Here is a 21765-nt window from a genome sequence, read left to right as displayed (position 1 = left end):
CCCTTCGTCCGGCCCCACGTCCGGGATGCATGTAATATCGACAGCGCTCCGGGGTGCACACGACAGTGCTGAGATTCAAACCCGCGAACTTGAACCGGTTAATGCCGGCGGAAGAAGAGCCATCACTTTGACCCTCGGGGATTCCCGCCGTGGTCGAAGTGGCCTTCGGAGCACCCGTTTCACGGTCACGAAGAAGTCCTCATGAACCAGACCCCTGCAGATCGACCCGCGGCCACAGGTGCGGCCAGCGAAGTGGTCGCCGACGTCCTCGCCTTCATCGCGCAGGACGGGTGCACCGACGACGAGTTCGATCGGCTGGCGCTGCGCCTGTTCGCCCACCAGTACGGCAACAACCCGGCGTACCGGCGCTTCTGCCAGCGGCGCGGCGCGACCCCGCGCAATGTGAAGCGCTGGAGCGACATCCCGGCCGTGCCGATCGACGCCTTCAAGGAACTGGACCTGCGCTGCGAGGCACCGGCCGCGACGGACCGGGTCTTCATGACCAGCGGCACGACCCGCAGCGAGGTGAAGGGCCGTCACTTTCATCCGACGCTGGCGGTCTACGACCGTTCGATGACGCGCAACTTCTCGCGCCGGTTCATGCAGGGCAGCGGCCCGATGCGCATGGGCATCCTGTTCCCCACCGAAACCGTGCTGCCCAATTCCTCGCTGGCCCACTACCTTGCGCTCGCCCTGAATGAATTCGGCACCGAGGAGAGCCGCTACTTCGTGAGCCCGAACGGGCTGGACATTCCCGCCCTGTGCGATGCGCTGGCGGACGCCGAACGCCGCGGCTTGCCCTACGCCCTGCTCGGCGCGAGCTACAGCTTCGTGCACCTGATCGACGAACTCCAGCAGCGCGGACTGTCGTTCCGCCTGCCGACGGGCAGCCGCGTCCTGGACACCGGCGGCTACAAGAGGCAGTCGCGCGAATTGCCGCTCGACGCCTTCTATGCGGCGTTGTCCGCGCTGCTCGGCATCGAACGGTCGCAGTGCATCAACATGTATGGCATGACCGAGCTCAGCACGCAGTTCTACGACGCGGGCAATGCGTCGGTGCCGTCGGTGAAGTCGGGGCCGCACTGGATCCGCTCTCGCCTGGTCGACCCGCTGACGGGCCGTGACGTCGCCCGCGGCGAGCGCGGCATCCTGGTCCATTGCGATCTCGCCAACTTCAATTCCGTGACCACCATCCTGACCGAGGACGTCGGCCTGGCAGCCGACGGCGGCTTCCTGCTGCTGGGCCGCGCCGAGGGCGCGCAAGCCAAGGGCTGTTCGCTGGCGGTGGAGGAATTCATCCGGGCGGCCGCGGCGTGACGACACTGCACGCAACCGCCGGCTACCTGCCCGGCCTGGCGCCGGCGCAAGTGCAGTGGCAGCCCCTGGTCTTCGAATCGGGCGCCACGCGGCTCGAAGTCGCCGTGCCCGTGCTGAGCCCGCAACAGATGACTGCGCTCGCCTTGCGGGTCAGGCAGGCCAGCCGCCTGCATCTGAAGACGATGACCGTGTCGCAGATCGTGGCCGTGGTGGATCGCGCGATCGCCCGCCTGCTCGACCCGGCCGACCCCTTCCGCATGCAGGCCGACCAGTTGCTGCCGATCGTCAGCGGCTACGACGCCGAGATGGTCCGCCTGGGCCTCACGGCCTTCTTCAAGACCTTTCGCGCGCCGCAACTGCACCGCTTCGTCGCCGAAGATTTCGCCAACCCCAAGCTGCTGGACGAATTCCAGCCGCGCCCCAAGGGCGGCGCGGCCAAGGCCTTCGGGCCGGATCTGCTGGTCCACAGCTGGGCCGGCAACGTGCCGGCGTTGCCGCTGTGGAGCCTGGTCTGCGGATTGCTGGTGAAGGCCGGCAACATCGGCAAGCTGCCGAGCGCGGAGCCGCTGTTTGCGGGCCTGTTCGCGCGGCTGCTGGCCGAGGTCCACCCGCCGCTGGCCGACTGCCTGGCGGTGGTGTGGTGGAAAGGCGGCGAAGAGGAACAGGCGTCGGCCCTCTACGCCGAGGCGGACACGGTGCTCGCCTATGGCGGCAACGACTCGCTGGAAGAGATCCGCCGTCGGCTGCCGGTCACGACGCGCTTCCTGCCGTACGGCCACAAGCTGGGCTTCGGCCTGGTCGGGGCCGCGGCCCTCGACACCCTGCGCGCGCCGGTGACGGCACGCCTGGCCGCCTGGGACGTGATGCGCTACGACCAGCAAGGCTGCTATTCGCCCCATGTCTTCTACGTGGAGCGCGGCGGCAGGGTGTCGCCGCGCGAATTCGCGCAGTACCTCGCCAGCGAGCTCGCCAATCTGCAGAACCGCTTTCCGCGCCAGGCCCTGGCGCTGGAGGACTCGGCCGCGATCGCCGGATGGCGGCAAGCCATCGAGCTGCAGTCGATGTCGGCGGGCGGCAATCCGGCCGGCGAGCTGATCGGCGAGGACGGCGCGGCCTGGGGCGTCGCCTACGCCGATGAAGCGCGGGCCCTGGCCCCCACGGCCCTGAACCGGAGCATCCAGGTCATCGCGGTCGACGCGCTGGAACAGGTGATCGCACTGGTGGAAGCGCACCAGCCCTTCCTGCAGACCGTGGGCGTGGCGGCAGAACCGGCCGAACTGTTCCAGCTGTCGGAGTTGCTGGGCGCCGCCGGCGTGACCCGCATCACGGCCATCGGCTCGATGACCTCGCCGGAGTCGGGCTGGCATCACGACGGCCGGTTCAACCTGCTGGACCTGGTGCGGATGGTCGATATCGAGCAGTCGGCGGAACAGGCGGCCGACAAGCTGGCGCCCTATGCGGACTAGGAGTCGGCCGTGAGCTTCCTCGACATCGACAAGGTGGGCTTCACCTACCCCGGCTGGCCGCCGGTGGTGCGCAGCGTCGACTGGACCGTCGCCGAAGGCGAGTTCCATTGCCTGGTCGGGCGCAGCGGCTGCGGCAAGACGACCCTGCTCAAGCTCGCCGCGGGCCTGCTGCATCCCCACACGGGCAGCATCCGGCTGCAGGGCAAGGAGGTGGTCGCGCCCGGCCCGCGACTCGGCTTCGTGTTCCAGTCGCCCACCCTGCTCGAGTGGCATCGCGTGATCGACAACGTGCTGCTGCCGGTGTCGCTGCAACACAAGCCCACCGCACAGGAGATCGACAAGGCGCAGCAGTTGCTGACGCTGCTGGGCCTGTCGGCCCATGCGCAGCATTACCCCCGGCAGCTGTCGGGTGGCCAGCAGAGCCGCGTGGCCCTGGCGCGCGCATTGATCCTCGAGCCGGCGTTGCTGCTGCTGGACGAGCCCTTTGCCGCGCTGGACGCGATCACGCGCGGCGAACTGCAGGACGACCTGCTGCAGATGTGCCGCCTGCGCCGCACCACCGTCCTGTTCGTGACGCACGACATCGCCGAGGCGGTGTATCTGGGCGACCGGGTCGCGGTGATGGACCGCGGCCGGATCGTCCAGGACATCCGCGTCGCGCTGAGCAAACCCCGCGCGCCGGCGATACGGTACGGCGCGGCCTTCAACCTGCATTGCGAGCAAGTGCGCGATGCGATGGACCTGGCGACGGCATGAAGTCGACCTCCGCACGCATCCGGCTCTGTTCCTGCGCCCTGCTGCTCGCCTTGCTCGCTGGCTGGGAGCTGGCGTCGCGCGCCTCCGGCGTTTCGGCCCTGGTCCTGCCGGCGCCTTCGGCGGTGCTGAAGTCGCTCTGGATGGGCCTGTCCACCGGCTACCTGTGGCCCCACATCCGCACGACCGGCCTCGAGCTGGTGCTCGGGCTGTCCGCCGGCTGCCTGATCGGTTTCGCGAGCGGCGTGGTGATGGCCGAGTCGGCGCTGCTGCAGCGCGTGCTCAAGCCCTATGTCGTGATCAGCCAGGTCATCCCCAAACTGGCGCTGGCGCCGCTTTTTATCGTGTGGTTCGGCTTCGGCATGACCTCGACAGTGGTGATGACGGCGCTCATCTGCTTCTTTCCGTTGATGGAAAACACCGTGACCAGCCTGCAGCAGGTCGACCCGCAACGGCTGGAACTGTTCCGGATGCTGGGCGCCACGCGGCGCCAGACCCTGCTGCGCCTGAAGCTGCCGGCCGGCCTGCCCGGCATCCTGGCGGGCCTGCGGGTGGCGGTGGTGCTCGCGCTGGTCGGCGCGGTGGTCGGCGAGTTCATCGGCGCCAGCCAGGGGCTCGGCGCGCTGATCATCGCCTCGCAGGGAATGATGGACACGCCGCTGATGTTCGCCGTGCTGGTGGTCATCGCCGCGCTCGGCCTGCTGCTCTACCAAATCACGCTCGCAGTCGAGAAACGACTGCTGCGGCCCTACACCCGAACTTCCTGAGGGGAAACGACCTTGAACAAACCCACCGCACGCCGCCGCGCACTGCTGGCAACCGCAGCGCTTTTCACTTTGGCCGCTGCCGGCGGAGCGAACGCCGGCGACCCACTCGAAAAGATCACCGTGGCCGGCTGGAGCAAGCCGATCACCGAAATCACGCACCTGCTGGTCGAGCCCGACAAGGGCATCTTCAAGGCCAGCGGGATCGATCTGGCCTACGTGCCGGGCGCCGGCGGCGGCGACGCGATCCGCAACATCCTCACGGGCCAGGCGGACGTGGCCTTCACCGATCCGGGCGCGTTCTTCTCGGCCCTCGACAAGGGCGAGAAGCTGCGGGCGATCTACGACATCTACCCGCAGAGCGTCTTCAACGTGGTCTCGCTCAAGTCCGCCAACATCACCCGGCCGGCCGACCTCAAGGGCAAGAAGATCGGTGTCTACAGCCTGTCCAGCGGCACCCGCCAGAACCTGCTGGTGCTGCTGCACCAGGCCGGGCTGTCCGAATCCGACGTCACCATCGTCGTCACCGGGCTGCTGAACTTCGCGCCGCTGCTGCAAGGCCAGGTCGATGCCACCGCTGCCACCGACACCGGCTTGCTGGTGGGCAAGCGCAAGGGGATCGGCGACGTCAACGTGATGGAGGTGCGCAACTACCTGAACGTGTCGAGCGACCTGTTCGTGGTCCGGGAACAGGTCTACCAGCAGAAGAAGCCGTTGCTCAAGCGGTTCCTGAAGGCCTATCGCGAGAGCGCGGCCTGGATGATCGCCAACCCCGAGGAAGCGGCCGGCCTGGCCATGAAATACGCCATCGACGGCACCGACCGCCCCACCAACCTGGAAGTGATCCGCCTGCGCAATGCCGCCACCGTGTCGCCCATCACCGCAAAGAACGGTCTTGGCGCCTTCGACCTGGAGTCGCTGCAGAAGGCCGCGGATGCCTACCGCAAACTCGGCCTGATCGAGCGCGACATCAAGGTCTCCGACGTCGTCGGCACGGACCTGCTGCCCGCGCGATGAAGGCGGACGCCATGAAGTTCGACGGCAAGGTGGTGCTGGTGACCGGTGCGAGCCGCGGCATCGGCGCCGCGATCGCGCAGGCCTTCGCCAGCGAAGGCGCGACGGTGCTGGTCAACCACCTGAGCAACGACGCCGCGGCCGCCGAGGTGGTCGCGCACTGCAAGGCGGCCGGTGGCGACGCCTGGGCGGTGAAGGCCGACGTCAACTCGGCAACGGCCGTGCAGGCCATGGTGGCACAGGCCCTGGACGAGATGGGTCGCATCGATGTGGTGGTCAACAACGCCTTCCGGCCGTATTCATTCGACCCGCAGCGCCGTACCTTGTTCGACGACATGGCGTGGGCGGACTACCAGGGGCAGTTCGATGGCGCCGTCGGCAGCGCATACAACGTCTGCCGGGCGGTGCTGCCGCACTTCAGGCAACGCGCCCAGGGCAGCATCGTCAACATCGTCAGCGACCTGGTCGAACGGCCGGTGATTCCGTACCACGACTACACGACCGCCAAGTCGGCGCTGGTCGGCTTCAGCCGCAACCTGGCCGCCGAACTGGGGCCGCTCGGCATCCGAGTCAACTGCGTCGCCCCTGGCCTGGTCTACCCGACGCAGGCCAGCAGCGCGACCCGGGAAGAGTTCMGCGAGTCGCTGATCGCCGCCACCCCGCTGCGACGGATCGCGCGGCCCGAGGACGTTGCCGGCCCGGTGCTGTTTCTCGCTTCCGAATGGAGCCGCTTCATGACGGGCCAGGTGCTGTTCGTCGACGGCGGCCTGGTCATGAAATGAAGATTTCCGGCAGGCATCAATACACGCCGAGCGCCAGTCCCGCGGCCAGCGCGGCGCCGAGCTCCCGGCATTGCGCGAGGTCTTCGGCGCCGATCTGCTTGGGCCGCAAGATGGCCTCGGGCGTCTGCGCGTGGGTGCACACGATCAAGGTCGGCGCGACGCAGCGTAGCCGCCAGCCGGTGGCAATGCGGTCGATCTGCCGCGCGGCGTTCTGGCCGTCGCTGCCGGCGCACACCAGCGTGGCGTAGGGCCGGCCGTTCACGCGGTCGAGCGCGGCGTAGTAGCAGCGGTCGAAGAAGTCCTTCATCAGGCCGGCCATCGCGGCGAGGTTTTCGGGCGTGGCGAACACGTAGCCGTCAGCGTCCAGCACATCGTCGGGCCGGACCTCCGGCGCATGCAGAAGACGCACACGCACGTCGGGTTCGTCGCGCGCGCCTTCGGCGGCGGCCTGCGCCATCTGCGCGGTGCCGCCGGTCATGGAGTGATAGACCACGAGCAGCGTCTTGGGAGTCATGCCGCCCAGCATAGCGGTCCCGCCCGAAGACGGGCGAACACAGTCGTCCTTATCCCTGGCGTAGGTCTCCCGGATGCACATTCATTCCATTGCCCTGGGTGGCATCAGGTAGAGCGTCATGGCAAAGATCAGATAGACCATCAGTATCAACACACCGACGAACCACGCCGAGCGCCCACTGTTGGTGACCAACACCGCCGTGAGGGTGGCGATGATCACCATCACCACGGCGCCCGGCCAGAACTGAAGATCCATGGGCGTCGGCGCGATGAAGTAGCTCAGCAGTACCAGCGCCGGCGCCACGAAAAGCGCGATCTGCGACGCACTGCCCAAGGCAATGCCAACGCTCAGGTCGAGGCGGTTCTTGCGCGCGCCGGAAAAAGCCGAACTCATTTCCGCGGCCCCTCCCACCAGCGACACGACGATGAAGCCCACGAACGCGGGAGTCATTCCGAACGCATCGGCCGCCTTCTGCACCGACTCGACGAAGACTTCGCTGACCAGCGCCACGAGCACCGTCACGCCGGCCAGGGTGGCCAGGGCCAGCCCGATGGGCCAGGGCGATTCGCCGTCGTCATCATGTGCCGTGCTGGCAAACAACTCGCGGTGCGTCTTCAGCGAGAACAGCATGCCCAGTGCGTAGGCCACGATGAGCAACACCGCCAAGCCCGCGCTCAGCGTCTGCGTGAACGCAGCCGTCGCCGAGTCGGCCGTGATCATCGCCGAAGGAATCAGCAACGCGACCGTGGCCAGGAAGAGCAGGCCGGCCTGCATCCGGGCGCTGACCCGGTTGAATTCCTGAACGTGGTGCTTGAGTCCGCCGAGCAGGAACGACGCGCCCAACATGAACAGCGTGTTGGTGACGATCGCGCCGGCAATGGACGCCTTCACCAGCATGATTTGTCCAGCCCTCAAGGCAGTGAGTGCAATGACCAGTTCGGTCAGGTTTCCCAGGGTGGCGTTGAGCAGCCCGCCCGCGGCATCGCCCGTCTTGGCCGCCACGGATTCAGTGGCGTGACTCAGCAACGCCGCCAGCGGCACGATGGCGAGCACGGACAGCACGAAGAGCAAGGTGTGGGCTTCGGGCTTGAGCCTTGCGGTCACGAATACCACCGGCACGAACGCCAGCAGCCACAGCAGTGGGTTGTGGCGGATTTCCCGGAAAAGTGGTCTCATGGGCGCGCCTGGCCGATTGTTGATATCGCCCTGATCCAGGTCAGATCTGGTGCCTGGCGGCCGAAGCGCCGCAAGAGATCAAAGGTCGAGTTTGCTGACCTTGGTGCCGTCGAGGCTGAGGTTGGCCATCAGGCCGGCATTGCTCAGGGCATATCCCACGACGGGTTGCTGCATCGTCTGAGTATCGACGGCCGCAGAGGCGCCAACCTTGATCATGGTGACCGAGGCATCGGCGCCGGCGGTCCAGCCCTTGCTTGCACGAAACTTGTCCAGCGACTCCTGGGTCATGAAGAGCACGTAGACGGCCTTGGAGTCGGCGCCGGCCAGCAGGCCGACCGATGCCGCGGTGGTGCTGTAGTAGCCATCGGTCCTGCCGCCGACGCGCAGCGCACCCTGGCCGTAGGAGCCGCCCACGCCCAGCCCGGCCGAGACCACCGAGGGGAACACCAGCACCCCCTTGGCCTTTCCCGTCATCTCACGCGAGCCCGGCGCCTGGGCGTAGAGCTTGGACAGTGCACTGTCGACCGATGCGTCGATGCTGGTGCGCTTGGCCGCTGGATCGCCGCCCGAGGGGGAGGTGGTGCTACATGCCGCTGCGAGCACGGCCAGAAGTCCGCCTGCCAAGAAAGATCGCTTGTCCATGACACTTCTCCTGCAGTTGCTTGGCGGGCCATTGTGCGCCCCTGATCGAAAGGGTCAAGCCACCGGGCCTTCGCCTGAGTGAACATCAAGAACAGTTGCACGCCGCGCACGGGCAACGCGCCAAGTCACATCAAGGCGCATCCACCTTGCTCCAGGTCGAGTCCGGGTTGAAAGTCTTCATCTCTCGCGCGATCGCAGCGCTGCCTGGTCCCAGGTCGCTCTGGTAGAGCACGCCCTCGTGACTGATCATGAAACTGGTCACGCCGGTGTCCCCGTACCGAACCGGCCAGGCGACCAGGGCGAAGCCGGCGCGCATGCGATTGCCGATGATGTAGTCGTAGGCGCCGCCCGGTGCATCCTTGCCCTGTGCACTCAGGATCTTGTAGTGGTAGCCGTGGTAGCCCTCGCCGGCCTTCACGTCGCCGAAACGCGGTCCCAACGGACTCTCGCCCTGTGCGTCCTCGGTCCAGTACAGGCCGTCACGCTGCCCCGGTGTGCTCGCGAACTTGCGCGCGTACGAGAGCACGCCGTCGCCGTCGCGATCGCGCTGGGCATATTCCCTTTGCGCGTCGACGTAGGCCAGCACCGCCTGCATGGCGGCCAGTTCGTTGCGGCCGATGCGCCGCGTGCGCATCTCGTCTGCGCCCGCTCGCGGATCGAAGCGCCAGGTGCCACCCTTCATGACCAGTGGAATGGGCAACGTCCAGCCGCCGTCGCCGACGGCCAGCACGGCCTTGTCCTGGCCGGACGCCACGACCTGGTGCGCCTTGTCCCAGGCGGCGAGAAAGGCTTGCAGGTCGGCACGGCCGATCTCGTCGGTCGGCACGAAGCGCTTCCAATCGGCCCCCAGCACCTTGCGAAGCGCCACGGAGTCATCGCGGGACACAGCATCGTGGAAGGCCTGGGCGGCCGCCTCGGCGCTGGGATAGGGCTGCTGTGCCCCTGCGCGGCCGGGGACCAGCAGGGGCGCAACGGCAATCAGCGCGGCGGCTGCGAGCCGTGCAGAGGTTCGGCAATTGGGCGTGTGCATGGAGTGCTCCTTTGTCTATCGGCGGCCTCCGCGGCCGCCACCACGCCCTCCGCCGCCTGCGCGGCCCCCGCCACCGCTGTAGCCACCGCTATATCCACCGCGGCTGCCTCCACCGCTGAACCCGCTGCCGCCATAGCTGCCGCGACCGCCCGAGTGCTGCGACATCTGCCGGCTGGCGTTGCCGCGGTCCATCTGCTGGCGCGCTTGCCCGGCATCGCCGATGCCGCTGAAGGCGTTCTCACCACCTGCGCCGCCGCGCGCGCCTACGCGCGACAGGCCCTCGTTGCCGCCGAACCCTCCTTGGCCTCGCGCGGCTGCGTCGGCGCGCTGGCGGGTGGCCGGATCGTTGCGCAACTGATCGCGTCCGGCGCCCGGGTCCATGCCGCGTTGCTGCAGGGCCGACTGCGCCTGCTGCCGCTGTGCGTCGCGCCCGCGGAAGTCGGCGCGATTCTCCGCACCCGGCATGTTCTTGCCGAACTGCTGCTGGCTTCGGCTGTCGCGGTAGGGCACGCCGCGCCGGTTCTGCGCGTTGTGCTGGAAGCGGGTCTGATTGGCGTTGAGTTGCCGGTTGGTGTTGATGCTGTTGTAGCGGTTCGTGTTGATATTGACGTCGCCACCGCCCCAATTGCAATTGCCCCAGAGTGCACCCACGGCCGCCACCCCTATTCCGAAGGCGATGCCCGTGGCCAGTGCCGCGCCGGGGTAGTACCCGGGGTAGTACATCGCCGGCGGGTACCAGTAGTACGGCGGGTAGGCGGGATAGGGCCAGGTGCCGTACACCACCGCCGGGTTGTAGAGGGGGACGTAGACGGTCTGCGGGTTGGCCGGCTCGATGGTGATCGCCTCTTGCTGGACGGTCACAGTCTGCTGCTCGGTCGTCTTCAGGTTGCCGCTGTCGCGCGCCCGGGCACGCAGTCGCTGGGCGGAGTCGAGCACGTCCTTCGATGACGCAAGGAAGGCGTCGCCCAGGTTCTGCACCCAGTCGGGCTTGTCGCCCATGGTCTGCAGCACCTGCGGGAAAGCCACCAGCGATTTCACGCTCGGATCCCAAGGCTGATTCTCGACGGCGCGCACGGCGGCGTCTCCGGATTGCTGAGGATTGGCCTTCGACCACTTCGCGGCGTCAGCCACGTCGGCGGGATAGGTCGACGCCATCAGCACCTGCGACAACAGCGAATCCGGATACAGCGCGATGGGAGCCATCATCTGGTCGATCTGGGCCTGATTGAATGTGCCGTCCGCCGCGGGGGCCGTGGGCACCGTCGTGGCGGTGCCCGAAGGTCTTGGTGTGGTGGTCGTCGTGGTGGTGGTCGTGACGGTCGCTGGTTGCTGCACCGCAACCGGCACGGGATAGGCGCATCCGCCGAGCAGCGCCGCGAGTGCCAATGCGGATGGAAGCAAAGGCGCGGGAGACCGGCGCATGCCGATGCGCGCCGCTCCAACAGGGGGCGCCGGAATGAAAGGAAGCTCGGGGGCGTCAGGCCGTCCACTCCTCATATTCATCTCCTGTCGTTGGGCAGGTCGGCCAGGCCTGCGATCACGGCAAGCGGGGGCCAAGTGCTGCGTTGTACCCTGAGATTTCGCTTTCGTCGAGGTGTTGCATCTCGACCGCGTCCTGGCACTCTGTTCCAATCGGAACGATCCGTCGCCGAGTCATCACCGCACCCATCTGGACATTTCGACGATGCGCTTGCTGCCGCGCGCTCTTCTTCATGTGCTTGCCGTCGGCGCCTCGGCGGGAGTGGACGCACAGGTCTCCTCCGAGCCATTGCAGCCGGACGTGGCTGTCTCTCCACAGACGGTGAAGGACCCCGCGCGGCAAGGTCGCGGACGGTTCTTCGATCCTGAGAGCGGACAGTTCGACTTGAGCAGCTTCCTCGAGAACCCCCGGGGTTTCCTGCCGATCCCGATCGTCGTGACGGAGCCTGCCGTCGGCTACGGAGGCGGCGCCGCCGGAATGTTCCTGCGGCCACGAAAGGAAGCCGGCGACGAAGGGTGGGCGCGCCCTGACATCTCCGGCATCGGGGCGTTCGCCACAGAGAACGGGACGAAGGGTGCGTTCGCAGGTGACGCGAGCCGCTGGATGGACGGGCGCTTGCGCACGCTGGTCGGTGCCGCGACGGGCCAGGTCAATCTGGATTTCTACGGCCTTGGCCCCGGCCTCCCATCATTGAACCAGAAGGTGCGCTACTCGCTGCAGTTCTCCGGCGCCGTCGCGCAGGCCAACTGGCAGCTGGCGCCCAAGTCGCCGTGGGCGATCGGGATGCGCTACGTGTTTGCCGATGTGGATCCGAAGCTTCGTGAGGAGCCTCAGCCTCCCGGTCTCGCCGAAACTGCCCGCGTCAAGATTTCCGCGCCGACCGCCATCCTCGAATACGACACGAGGGACAACATTTTCACGCCCACACGTGGCGTCTACGCCGAAACGTCCTGGCTCGCATCACGCGAAGCCTTGGGTTCGACCGATGATTTCGAGCGGTTCCAGCAGGTCGTGATGGGCTGGCAGCCGCTGGCGCATGGCGTCACGCTCGGCGCGCGCGGAAACTATGCATGGTCTTCCAACGGCACCCCGTTCTTCCTGCGGCCGTTCGTCCAACTGCGTGGCGTCCCCGCAATGCGATACCAGGGCGATCAAGTGGCCTCCCTCGAAGTGGAAGCGCGCTGGCGGTTGATCGACCGTTGGAGCGGCGTCGCATTCGCCGGGGGAGGAACAACACGAAGCACCGGTGACAATTTTTCCACCACCCAGAACGTGGGCAGCGGCGGCGTCGGTTTTCGCTACGAGCTGGCTCGCAAGTTCGGGCTGGATGTGGGCATCGACGTGGCCCACAGTCCGGGAACCACGGCCGTGTATCTGGTGATAGGCAATAGCTGGTTCAGGCCTTGAGGCGAGCATCGGGGGCGCAGGCAGAACGCCACCGACAGCGGTGGTGCGATGCTTCACCACAAACGATCGTCGAATGCGGCGCGAGAGAAGCGACGGCTCCCTCCATGGCGGCGATCGGCCTTTTCTTCCAGCACAACCGAGGCGCTCAACGCATCCGCCACGTCGGTGAGCTTTTTCAATGCGGCATCGAATTGCCGAATCTCGGCGGGGGACAGCGCCTTGAGCACCATGTTGTTGAACTTCACCGACTGCGGAAACAGCTCGTCGTGAATGCTTCGACCGCTGGCGGTCAGCGAAACCTCCCAGCGCCGCTTGTCGGTGGGCACCGCCTGGCGCGACATCAGCTTCTTCTCGGTCAGGTCGGCAATGTGCCGAGAGATTCTCGCGCGGCTGAGATGGGCGCGTTGCGCCAGCGCCGACGGGGACATGGCGTCCTGCGACGCAAGGATGCAGATCAGTCGCCATTCGCGCCGGGTGATGCCGTAGCGGCCTTCGCACAGCCTTGTCACCATCGAGCCGCTGCTCGCCATCAGGCGGTTGAGCTTGTAGTTCAGGAGGTCTTCGACGACGACGGGCTGGGCGAACGACATGACGGCAAGGCCTTCGCACGGAACCTCGAACCGATTCCGAACGGATAGTTGTATAGAAGAACTACCGCATCGACTCCTAGACTCGCCCGCACATCCATACCGAAAGGGCGATCAGTGACGATTCAGCAGCTTGAGCGGGGCGCCAGGATAGCGGGCTCCGACGTGTTTGATTTAAGCACATCGTGGCGGGGCTACCGCATCAACAAGATGTGCAATGCGCTGTCGCAGGCGCACCAGCGCGACGCCTACGCGCAGGACGAAGAGGCCTTCATGGCGGCCTATTCGCTGACCGACGCCGAAAAGGAGCTGGTGCGCAGGCGCGACTTCCCGGGCCTGCTGGCCGCCGGCGGCAACATCTACTTTCTGATCAAGCTGGGCGTGGTGACGCGCAACGGGCTCTACCACATGGGCGCTCAGATGCGCGGCGAGAGCTACGAGCAATTCCTGTCCACCCGCAACCAGAGAGAGGCCGTCTGATGGGACACATCGTTGCGGGCATCGGGACTTCCCACGTGCCTTCCATCGGCGGCGCCTACGACCGGGGTCGCGACACCACGCCGGCCTGGAAGCCGCTCTTCGACGCCTACGTGCCGGTGCGTGCCTGGCTGCGGGAGATGAAGATCGATGTCGCCATCATGGTCTACAACGATCACGGCGCCGACTTCTTCTTCGACAAGTACCCGACCTTTGCCGTCGGCTGCGCGGACAGCTACGGCATCGCCGACGAAGGCTTCGGCGTGCGGCCTCTGCCTGCAATTCCGGGCGACCTGGAGTTCTCGCAACACCTGTGTCGTTCGCTGGTGTACGACGAATTCGACATCACCGTCTGCCAGGAAATGCGCGTGGAGCACGGCTTTCTGGTGCCGATGCACCTGTGCTTCGAGCATGGCGACAGCTGGCCCGTGCCCACCATCCCGATCGCCGTGAACGTGCTGCAGCATCCACTGCCGACTGCGCGCCGCTGCCATCGCTTGGGGCAGGCGATCCGGCGCGCCGTCGCATCCTTCGAGCCCGACATCCGCGTGGCGATCATCGGCACCGGCGGCATGTCGCACCAGCTGACCGGCAGCGAGTTCGGTGCCATGCACCGCGACAACGATCTGGATTTCCTGGATCGCATCGAGTCCGATCCCGAAAGCCTGCTGCAGCTCACGCACCAGGAACTGATGGAGAAGTTCGGCGTCGAGGGAATCGAGCTGATCATGTGGCTTGTCATGCGCGGCGCGCTGTCGGGCAAGGTGCGGCGGATGCACCGCAACTACTACGCACCGATGACGACCGGCATGGGCCTGATCACGCTGGAGGAGCAGGCATGAACCGGACACAGGTAGGTATCGTCGGAGCGGGTCCGGCGGGGTTGATGCTCTCGCACATGCTTCATCTGGAAGGCATCGAATCGGTCATCGTCGAACGCGCCGGGCGCGAGCATGTGCAGGGTCGCCTGCGCGCCGGCGTGCTGGAACACGGCACCGTCGAGATGCTCAGGGAGTTCGGCCTCGGAGATCGCATCGCGAGCGTGGGCCTGGAGCAGCACGCGATCGATTTCCGCTTCGGCGGCGCATCGCATCGCATCGATTTCCACCAGGCCACGGGAGGGCGCCGCGCGTGGGTGTATCCGCAGCATGAGGTCGTTGCCGACCTGATGGCCGCGCGGCTGCGCTCGGGCGCCGAAATGCTCTTCGACACGCCGGTCGAGCGCATCGAAGGCATCGACACGCCCCAACCCGTGCTGCATTTCCAGCGGGACGGCTCGCCTCGCGAACTGCGTTGCGATTTCGTGGTCGGCTGTGACGGATTTCGCGGCATCAGCCGCAGCGCGATGCCTCCCGGCGTGCTCAAGGGGTACGACCGCGTGTACCCGTTCGGCTGGCTGGGCATCCTCTCGGAATCGGCACCTGCAACGAACGAAGTGGTCTGGGGCTGCGACGAAGGCGGATTCGCGATGCAGAGCATCCGCTCTCCGAGCGTGACGCGCCTGTATCTTCAATGCGCACCGGACGAACACCCGGACAACTGGTCCGACGACCGCATCTGGTCCGAGTTGCACAAGCGCCTGGACGTGCCCGGCATGCCTCCCATCAACGAGGGGCGGATCACCCAGAAGGGCGTGACCGCAATGCGCAGCTTCCAGTCCGAACCGATGCAGCACGGCCGCCTGTTCCTGGCCGGCGATTCGGCGCACATCGTGCCGCCCACCGGCGCCAAGGGGCTGAACTCCGCGATGGCCGATGTCAAGGTACTGGGCCGGGCGCTGACGGCGTACTACAAGCGTTCGGACGACGGCGCGCTGGGACGCTATTCGCAGACCTGCCTGAAGCGCATGTGGCTGGTGCATCGCTTCGCTGCCGGGCTGTGCACCATGGTTCATCAGTTCTCCGGCGACAGCGATTTCACGCGGCGCCTGAAACGCGCAGACCTCGACTACATGACCGGCACCCCCGCCGGACGCCTTCAGTTCTCCGAGAACTTCACCGGCCTGCCCGTAGAGGCATGAACGGAATCCGACCATGCAGAAACCCGTTCAACGACGCACCCGCCGCCATGCCTTGGCCACGCTGTCCGCCATCGCCATGCTTGCCGGTGCCGCGCCCGCCGCGTTGGCGCAATCGCCCGCGCCCTGGCCGAGCAAGCCAATCCGCCTCATCGTCAACTTTCCCCCCGGAAGCTCGCCGGACGTCGTGGGGCGGGCGATCGCCATCCCGCTGTACGAGGCGCTCGGGCAACCGGTCGTGGTAGAGAACAAGGTCGGCGCGAGCGGCAACATCGGTGCCGACGCGGTGGCCAAGGCGGCCCCCGACGGCTACACGGTGCTCATGTCGGCCGGGAGCACCGTGGCGATCAATCCTCACATCTACGACAAGCTGTCCTTCGCGCCCATGAAGGACCTGGTGCCGGTGGCGGGCGCTTCGCGCATGGTGCTGTTTCTGGTCGTCCGGCCCGAGATCCCGGTCAGGAATGTCGCGGAGTTCATTGCCTATGCCAAGGCCAATCCGGGCAAGCTCTCGTATGGTTCGGCAGGCAACGGCACCGGCCCGCATCTCGCGGCCGAGATGTTGAACAGCCAGGCCGGCATCTCCACGGTCCACGTGCCCTACAAGGGCGCAGCGCCGGCGCTGCAGGACCTTCTGGGTGGACAGGTCGACTACTACTTCGACCCCGGCATCGCCATCAGCCAGGTGCGTGCGGGCAAGCTGAGGATGATCGGCGTGGCCGGGATGAAGCGCTCGGCGCTGTTCCCGGACGTGCCCACGCTCGACGAGGCCGGGCTGAAGGGCCTGGACGCCGGCACCACGCATGGCTTCTATGTCCCGGCCGGCACGCCGCCCGAGATCGTCGGCCGCTTGAATCGGGAGATCGACAAGGCGCTGGCGACGCCGGCCGTGCGAGCGGTGATCGACAGTCTCGGCGCCGAACCCACGCCGGTCAGTCCGGCGGAGTTTCGCACGGTGCTGAGCGACGACAGCAAGCGCTACGCGGCGATCATCAAGGCGCGCCATATCAAGGCGGACTGAGCAGGCCGGCCGGCACCGGCGCTCCGACAGGGCCGTCAGCCCAGCCTCAATCGCTCCGCGCCATAGCGCGCCACCGCGGCGGCCTCCAGGCGCCGGCCGCAGAGCCCGATGTAGCCGTCGGGCCGCAGCAGATAGAACGCGGGCTGCGGGATGTGGTGGCGCTCCAGTTCGGCATCGTTCGCGGCGCCCGCCGGCAGGACATGGACGTGCAGCAGGCGGCCGAAGTCCGGCAACGGCTCGGCCGGCAAGGCCTGTCCGAACACGATCAGGTGGAAGTGCGTGTCTTCCAGTCGCTCGAACACATCCTCGACGGGTCCGTTGGCATCGAAGCGCAGCTGCAGCCACGGAAAGCGATCGCCCGCATGCGGGGCCTCGGCCGGGAGTTCGCCCAGCGAGGTCGCCAGCGGCCCTTCGCGGTAGTGGATGCCGATCTGCGAAACGGTGCGAAACGCCATCTGCTGCACCCGCTCGCGGCCCATCGCGAAGGCGGCGAAGCGGGCCAGCACGCGCGTGCGAACCAGGCCAGCGATCGGTGCGTCGGAGACCGCCAGCCTGAAACCGCGGTCGGTGGTTTCGAGCAGGCGCCGCGCGACCGGGAGGCGCTCGGCCTCGTAGGAGTCGAGCAGCGTGTCGCCGGCCTCGCCCTCGATCACCAGGGCGAGCTTCCATGCCAGGTTGTAGGCATCCTGCAGGCCGGTGTTCATCCCCTGCGCGCCCACCGGGCTGTGGACGTGGGCCGCGTCACCGAGCAGGAAGCAGCGGCGATCGCGGAAGCGCGATGCGCTGCGGTGGTGGATGCGGTAGGTGGAGAACCAGCTGCAGGCCTGAAAGGACAGGCCGGCGCCGGCCTCGGCGTGCAGCGAGGGAACCACCTCCTCGAAACGCGCGTCGTCCTTGCCGCGCAGCTCGGGCGGCAGGATGCCGACGATGCGCCAGTGGTTCTTGCCGCGCATCGGGAAGAGCAGGTGGAAGCCGCTCTTCCACAGATACACGTTGACCTCGTCCGGCACCATGCCGCCCGTCATCTCGACGTCGGCGACGAAGAACACGTGCTCGTAGGGCGCGCCGGGGAAGCCGATGCCGTTCAGCTCGCGCACCGCGCTGCGCGCGCCGTCGCAGCCGGCCACCCAGGTGGCGTCGACACGGCGGGTCGTGCCGTCGGCGTCGCGCAGCGTCGCCGTCACGTGGCCGGGCTCCTGCGCGAGCGCGACCATCTCGGTGTTCCACTGCACCGCCAGGTCCCAGTCCTTCAACCTGTGGCCCATGAGCCGCTCGTTGTCGTCCTGGCCGAGGATCAGGATGTAGGGGTACGGCGTCACGTGCCTGCCGGCCTCGCTCAGTGGCACGCGCGCCATCATCTGCCCCTCGGCCCACAGGTTGGCGCCCGTGCCGCGCTTGCCGAGCTCGATGGCGCGCTCGGCGATGCCGAGATGGGCGTAGATCTCCAGCGTGCGCGCCTGGACGCCGAGCGCGCGGGTCTGCTGCGAGGGCCCCGCGTGCCGGTCGACGATCAGCGGGCGAATTCCGCGCCGGCCGAGCTGGTTGGCAAGCATCAGTCCGGTGGGTCCGGCGCCGACGATCAGGACATCGCAATCCATGGCGGTCTCCTCTACTCTTGCTGATTCATCTGGCGAGATAGCCATCGAGCGCCCGAAGGTCGCGGTCGCGCCCACCCTCCGCTTTCATCGAGACACCAACTCGTCCACCATGGCGCGCATCCGCTGCCAATGCGAACCCTCCCAGAAGACGCGCCGGCATGTATCGCAGGTGCTGAAACGCTGGTAGCGCTCGCGCACCATCCACGGCAAGGTCGAGGCGACCAACGACTTGTCGATCTCGTGCAAGGGCGTGTTGCATTCCAGGCATCGCGTGAACGGCCGCGCGCCACGCGCAAGGTCGAGTCGATCAAAGACCTCGCGCAACTGTTGCGCAGACCGCAACGCATGCACGTAGCATCCATGCGTGATGCCCCGGCGCTTGAGCAGCTCTCGATCTCTCGTCAGCACGATGCGTCCTTGCGCGCCGGCGATTCGCTCGATCTCCTCGTCGCGGAATTGGTTGTCGTACAGCGTGTCGAACCCGGTCATGCGCAGCAGGTGCGCGAGGCCTCCCAGGTGCGCGTCCGCGACGAAGCAGGTCACGCGCAATGCGCGCTCGCGAACGCGCAGCAGCGGCGTGATGTCGAGGGCTTCGAACTGCGGAAAGACTGCGACCCGGTCGCCGTCGTGCAGCAAGGTCTCGAAGCCGACCGACCCGCCGTTGACCAGCACCAGTTCGACCTCGGTATGCGGAACGCCGAGCGCCTCGATCATGTGCTTGGTGGTCGCCATGCGCGCGCACGGGCAGGAGAACTCGCGCCCTCGCCGCTCACGCGCCAGGAAGTCGTTCAGTTCCTCGTAGAAGCGGAAGGTCGCCGTGACCATCACTGCCGGTCAGCGCGCCCGTCAGGCGCCTTCAGAGCTCCGGGGTCCTGGAGAAGCTCCCGTGCGGCTGGGCACGCATCAGCGCATGGAACTGCTCGTGCGACATCCGCAGCAGCCGCTCGTGATCGCCTCCTTCCATGTAGACGACGTCATTGGATTCGAGTTCGTCATCGACGATGGTCGGCATCCCCCATGCCATTCCGACTGGCGGTATCGCGCCGGGGTCGCAGTCATCGAACAGCGCTGCGATACGGGCCTCGCCGGCCAGCTTCAGCCTGTGGCGACCGACGAAGCGCGAAAACTCGCCGAGCATGACCATCCTGTCGGCGGGAACAACGGCCATCACGCAGCCGTCTTCGTCCTCGAGGATGACCGATTTGGCCAGTTGGCCCGGGCTGACGTTGGCGCAGCGGGCGGTCTCCAGGCTGCTATGGCTGTGTCCGTGCATGGAGACCTCATAGCGTGCGCCACGCTGGTCGAGATAGCTGGACAGATGGGAAGGAATGGACATGGCAATCCTCCTTGCGCGCAAACACGGCAGGGTCGCCGTCCCGTGAGTTTGCTCCCGCCGGCGCCGGATCGCAAATCCGTCGTGTTCCAGGAACGCGTCCGCCCGGGGCGGGCGCGAATATCGGTCAACCCCCGCCCACCCTGTACGGCGGGATGCCTCAAGGTGCATGCATCGCACCTTGTACGGTGCCCGACGCAAATGGTTACCAACGCCAGGGTCGACCAAGCGGGCCGCACCTGTCACGCGGGCGTGGGCGGACCGCTACGTGGCGCCTGGCCGGAATGCTCTGCCGCGGCGAAAGCCCGGGCGGCGCCGGAGGGTTCGGCGGCCGCACGCCGTTCGATGGGCACGGCGCGCTGGATGTGGCGGTCGTTGAGCAGGAAGTGCGAGAGTGCCGGGATGAGCACGAGGGCGCCGACCATGTTCCAGAGGAACATGAAGGTCAGCAGAATTCCCATGTCGGCCTGGAACTTGATGGGCGAGAAAGCCCAGGTGACGACGCCGGCGGCCAGCGTCACCCCTACCAGCGCGACGACGCGTCCGGCTGTTCAAACACGGTGGATAGCCATCTTCGTCGCATCAACGGCAAGCTGAGCGTGAAGAACCGCATGCAGGCTGTGACGCGGGCGCGCGAACTGGGATTGATCTAGGGCCTGTTCACCCTGCCGACGCTAGCGCTTGGACAGGCCGGCGGCATGCCCATGCACACCTTCCCTAAAGGGCAGTAGACGGCGGGTTCGCAGGCAGTCAGAGTACTTGTTGCCCCACGGTGAGCATCGGCATCGCTGTCGATCCAGCGGTCGTCGATGACGAAAGCCTGCGTCCATCACTTGGTGACCCTTGCGACAGGATCGGCGCAATGGCTCATTCAGGGGGCCCGCAAAGCGGACCTTCGAGGACTTTCTGGCAAGTCACGTGGGTCTCAACCAGTTCTGGAATATTTGAATGAACCTCAATCTGAAAAGAATCAGTCATCGGCTTGGCTACGCCTTGCTGGCGGCTTCGGCGCTGCTGGGATCCCATCGCGTTGCACTGGCCCAAGAGGCATCCGCGCCAGCCGCAGCACCCACGAAGGCGTTCAAGGACGAACGCGCCCTCGGCCTGCTCAAGGCCATGAGTGACACGCTGGCCGGTGCAAGAACCCTTGGTTTCAAGATACGGGGTATCGTCCCGACGCCCTCTCCGACCGGGCAATACGTCAGCCTGTTCGCTTCTTCGCGCGTGGTGATGCAACGGCCCGACAAGCTGTTCGTGGCAGCGCGTGGAGATCTGTTTCCGAGCGACATCGTCTACGACGGCAAGACGGTGACCGCCATAGGCGTGGACCGCAAGTTCTATGCGCAACGCGAGGCGGCGGGCGGCGCCATCGAAGCGCTCATGACAAGCGAGCAGCCGGGGTCCGACGCCACGAGGCCGTTTCTGGATATTCTCGTTCCGGACCCCTATGTGTTCCTGACGAAAGATCTTTTGAGCGCGTTCTGGGTCGGTCAGTCGATCGTCGGCGGAGTCAAGACGGATCACCTGGCATTCACTGCCGAGGGACTGGACTGGGAAGTCTGGATCGGTGCCAAGGACAAGCTGCCGCGCCTGATGGTCGTTTCCTACCGGAGCGGCGATCGCCAGCCGACGTTCACCGTGGAGTTCTCCGATTGGAAGCTCGACGCACCCGTTGCGTCGCAGACATTCAACGCGTCAATCCCCAAGGGTGCGGCGAAGATCGAGTTCAAGCAGACCGATCAGGTCAAGTGATCACGCAAAGGGCAATGTGATGAAGCAAATCAAGACTTTCGTCTTCAGCGTCGCGATCGTGGCAGGCACGCTCGCTCCCTTGTCTTCTGCGAATGCATGGGTCGCCGCTGCGGGCGGCTGGCGCGGCGGAGCGGTTGCGGTCGGCGGCGCGCACCGTCCCTACGATCATCCCTATTACCGCCCCTCCGGCTGCTACGGCTGCGGTGCCGCCGCCGGTGCGGTCGCCGGAATGGCGGTGGGCGCCGCGGTCGCGACAGCGGCACGCCCCGCCACGGTCGTGGTCCAACAGCCCGCGACCATCGTGGTCCCGCAGCCCGCCTATGTGGTCCACCCCAGTTTGCCGATCGGCACCCAGGTGTCGCAGGTGCCTGGTGGAGCGAGGGACATGGTCGTCAACGGGACCCACTACTACCAGGTCGGCCAGACCTGGTACAAGCCCTATTTCGGATCCAGCGGCGTCTACTACGAAGTCGTGCCGGCGCCATAGCTCAGCCCTTCGCCTTGTGCTTGTCCGGCTTGTCCTTGTGCGCCTCGTTGCTGCCGTCGAGCACCAGCTGATGCGGATCGAGCTGGCGCTTCTGCAGGTCGCGCAGCAGGCCCGCATCGCTCAGGTCGATCTTGTGCGAGGACTCCCA

22 protein-coding genes, 1 pseudogene and 1 riboswitch are annotated in these 21765 nt (G+C 66.7%); of the genes and pseudogenes, 13 read left to right on the top strand and 10 right to left on the bottom strand.

The window, feature by feature from the left end; all coding sequences use genetic code 11:
• Positions 1-39: 39 nt before the first annotated feature.
• Positions 40-133, top strand: a riboswitch (TPP riboswitch).
• Between the two features lie 68 nt (positions 134-201).
• Genes AB4Z46_RS21885 through AB4Z46_RS21860 form a run of 6 tightly spaced genes read left to right on the top strand, consistent with a single transcriptional unit; the run spans position 202 to position 6096 of the window.
• A complete protein-coding gene (locus tag AB4Z46_RS21885) occupies positions 202-1317 on the top strand; it encodes a LuxE/PaaK family acyltransferase (RefSeq protein ID WP_442285644.1) in 1116 nt (371 codons plus the stop codon).
• The gene (locus AB4Z46_RS21880; RefSeq protein ID WP_442285643.1) at positions 1314-2783 is read left to right on the top strand and encodes an acyl-CoA reductase; all 1470 of its coding nucleotides are present in this window, start codon (positions 1314-1316) and stop codon (positions 2781-2783) included. The genes AB4Z46_RS21885 and AB4Z46_RS21880 overlap by 4 nt, the downstream gene beginning before the upstream one ends.
• 9 nt (positions 2784-2792) lie before the next feature.
• Complete coding sequence (locus AB4Z46_RS21875) at positions 2793-3539, top strand: ABC transporter ATP-binding protein (RefSeq protein WP_442285642.1); 747 nt, start codon at positions 2793-2795, stop codon at positions 3537-3539.
• The gene (locus AB4Z46_RS21870) at positions 3536-4303 is read left to right on the top strand and encodes an ABC transporter permease (RefSeq protein WP_442285641.1); all 768 of its coding nucleotides are present in this window, start codon (positions 3536-3538) and stop codon (positions 4301-4303) included. Before AB4Z46_RS21875 ends, AB4Z46_RS21870 begins: the two co-directional genes overlap by 4 nt.
• A 12-nt stretch (positions 4304-4315) precedes the next feature.
• Positions 4316-5317 carry an ABC transporter substrate-binding protein gene (locus tag AB4Z46_RS21865; RefSeq protein WP_442285640.1) on the top strand — a complete coding sequence of 334 codons (1002 nt, stop codon included), beginning with the start codon at positions 4316-4318 and terminating at the stop codon, positions 5315-5317.
• An 11-nt stretch (positions 5318-5328) separates the two neighbouring features.
• A complete protein-coding gene (locus AB4Z46_RS21860; protein ID WP_442285739.1) occupies positions 5329-6096 on the top strand; it encodes an SDR family oxidoreductase in 768 nt (255 codons plus the stop codon).
• A gap of 16 nt (positions 6097-6112) precedes the next feature.
• On the opposite strand, the gene AB4Z46_RS21855 is transcribed toward AB4Z46_RS21860, so the two are convergent.
• The 5 genes from AB4Z46_RS21855 to AB4Z46_RS21835 all read right to left on the bottom strand — a co-directional run bounded on the left by AB4Z46_RS21855 (position 6113) and on the right by AB4Z46_RS21835 (position 10880).
• The gene (locus AB4Z46_RS21855) at positions 6113-6610 is read right to left on the bottom strand and encodes a flavodoxin family protein (RefSeq protein ID WP_442285639.1); all 498 of its coding nucleotides are present in this window, start codon (positions 6608-6610) and stop codon (positions 6113-6115) included.
• 81 nt (positions 6611-6691) lie between these two features.
• Positions 6692-7786 carry a calcium/proton exchanger gene (gene cax, locus AB4Z46_RS21850; RefSeq protein ID WP_442285638.1) on the bottom strand — a complete coding sequence of 365 codons (1095 nt, stop codon included), beginning with the start codon at positions 7784-7786 and terminating at the stop codon, positions 6692-6694.
• 78 nt (positions 7787-7864) lie between these two features.
• Positions 7865-8428: a BPSL1445 family SYLF domain-containing lipoprotein gene (locus AB4Z46_RS21845; RefSeq protein WP_442285637.1), complete on the bottom strand. Its 564-nt coding sequence runs from the start codon at positions 8426-8428 to the stop codon at positions 7865-7867.
• A 130-nt stretch (positions 8429-8558) separates the two neighbouring features.
• Complete coding sequence (locus tag AB4Z46_RS21840) at positions 8559-9458, bottom strand: DUF2950 domain-containing protein (protein ID WP_442285636.1); 900 nt, start codon at positions 9456-9458, stop codon at positions 8559-8561.
• Positions 9459-9473: 15 nt separating this feature from the next.
• On the bottom strand, positions 9474-10880 hold the full coding sequence (locus AB4Z46_RS21835) for a DUF3300 domain-containing protein (protein ID WP_442285635.1): 1407 nt from the start codon (positions 10878-10880) through the stop codon (positions 9474-9476).
• 262 nt (positions 10881-11142) lie between these two features.
• Between AB4Z46_RS21835 and AB4Z46_RS21830 the strand changes: the two genes are divergently transcribed.
• On the top strand, positions 11143-12345 hold the full coding sequence (locus AB4Z46_RS21830) for a hypothetical protein (protein ID WP_442285634.1): 1203 nt from the start codon (positions 11143-11145) through the stop codon (positions 12343-12345).
• A gap of 53 nt (positions 12346-12398) precedes the next feature.
• Here the strand turns inward: AB4Z46_RS21830 and AB4Z46_RS21825 are convergent, their stop codons facing one another.
• Positions 12399-12935, bottom strand: a complete 537-nt coding sequence (locus AB4Z46_RS21825; protein WP_442285633.1) for a MarR family winged helix-turn-helix transcriptional regulator — start codon at positions 12933-12935, stop codon at positions 12399-12401.
• A 162-nt stretch (positions 12936-13097) separates the two neighbouring features.
• Here AB4Z46_RS21825 and AB4Z46_RS21820 point away from each other — a divergent pair, with 162 nt between their 5' ends.
• The 4 genes from AB4Z46_RS21820 to AB4Z46_RS21805 are packed head-to-tail and all read left to right on the top strand — an operon-like array spanning position 13098 to position 16447.
• Complete coding sequence (locus AB4Z46_RS21820; RefSeq protein ID WP_442285632.1) at positions 13098-13412, top strand: protocatechuate 3,4-dioxygenase; 315 nt, start codon at positions 13098-13100, stop codon at positions 13410-13412.
• The gene (locus AB4Z46_RS21815) at positions 13412-14251 is read left to right on the top strand and encodes a class III extradiol dioxygenase family protein (RefSeq protein ID WP_442285631.1); all 840 of its coding nucleotides are present in this window, start codon (positions 13412-13414) and stop codon (positions 14249-14251) included. The genes AB4Z46_RS21820 and AB4Z46_RS21815 overlap by 1 nt, the downstream gene beginning before the upstream one ends.
• The gene (locus tag AB4Z46_RS21810; RefSeq protein WP_442285630.1) at positions 14248-15429 is read left to right on the top strand and encodes a 4-hydroxybenzoate 3-monooxygenase; all 1182 of its coding nucleotides are present in this window, start codon (positions 14248-14250) and stop codon (positions 15427-15429) included. Before AB4Z46_RS21815 ends, AB4Z46_RS21810 begins: the two co-directional genes overlap by 4 nt.
• Positions 15430-15442: 13 nt before the next feature.
• Positions 15443-16447, top strand: coding sequence for a Bug family tripartite tricarboxylate transporter substrate binding protein (locus tag AB4Z46_RS21805; RefSeq protein WP_442285629.1), 1005 nt, complete (start codon positions 15443-15445; stop codon positions 16445-16447).
• Positions 16448-16482: 35 nt separating this feature from the next.
• Here AB4Z46_RS21805 and AB4Z46_RS21800 read toward each other — a convergent pair whose 3' ends face one another.
• The 4 genes and pseudogenes from AB4Z46_RS21800 to AB4Z46_RS21785 all read right to left on the bottom strand — a co-directional run.
• Positions 16483-18045, bottom strand: a complete 1563-nt coding sequence (locus AB4Z46_RS21800; RefSeq protein WP_442285628.1) for an FAD-dependent monooxygenase — start codon at positions 18043-18045, stop codon at positions 16483-16485.
• A gap of 84 nt (positions 18046-18129) precedes the next feature.
• Positions 18130-18870 (bottom strand): Mut7-C RNAse domain-containing protein, encoded by a 741-nt coding sequence (locus AB4Z46_RS21795; RefSeq protein WP_442285627.1) that lies wholly within the window; start codon positions 18868-18870, stop codon positions 18130-18132.
• A 31-nt stretch (positions 18871-18901) separates the two neighbouring features.
• Positions 18902-19381, bottom strand: a complete 480-nt coding sequence (locus tag AB4Z46_RS21790) for an aminoacyl-tRNA deacylase (RefSeq protein WP_442285626.1) — start codon at positions 19379-19381, stop codon at positions 18902-18904.
• A gap of 239 nt (positions 19382-19620) precedes the next feature.
• A pseudogene (locus tag AB4Z46_RS21785) lies at positions 19621-19923 on the bottom strand (hypothetical protein); the annotation flags it as partial.
• Between the two features lie 403 nt (positions 19924-20326).
• Here AB4Z46_RS21785 and AB4Z46_RS21780 point away from each other — a divergent pair.
• Both AB4Z46_RS21780 and AB4Z46_RS21775 read left to right on the top strand, forming a co-directional pair.
• Positions 20327-21130 carry a DUF2092 domain-containing protein gene (locus tag AB4Z46_RS21780; protein ID WP_442285625.1) on the top strand — a complete coding sequence of 268 codons (804 nt, stop codon included), beginning with the start codon at positions 20327-20329 and terminating at the stop codon, positions 21128-21130.
• Positions 21131-21149: 19 nt separating this feature from the next.
• Positions 21150-21617, top strand: coding sequence for a hypothetical protein (locus AB4Z46_RS21775; RefSeq protein WP_442285624.1), 468 nt, complete (start codon positions 21150-21152; stop codon positions 21615-21617).
• Positions 21618-21765 lie beyond the last annotated feature (148 nt).

It is taken from the genome of Variovorax sp. M-6 (assembly GCF_052114385.1).
In the GTDB taxonomy this organism is placed as follows: domain Bacteria; phylum Pseudomonadota; class Gammaproteobacteria; order Burkholderiales; family Burkholderiaceae_C; genus Variovorax.
This window is presented reverse-complemented; position numbering and strand designations above follow the sequence as displayed.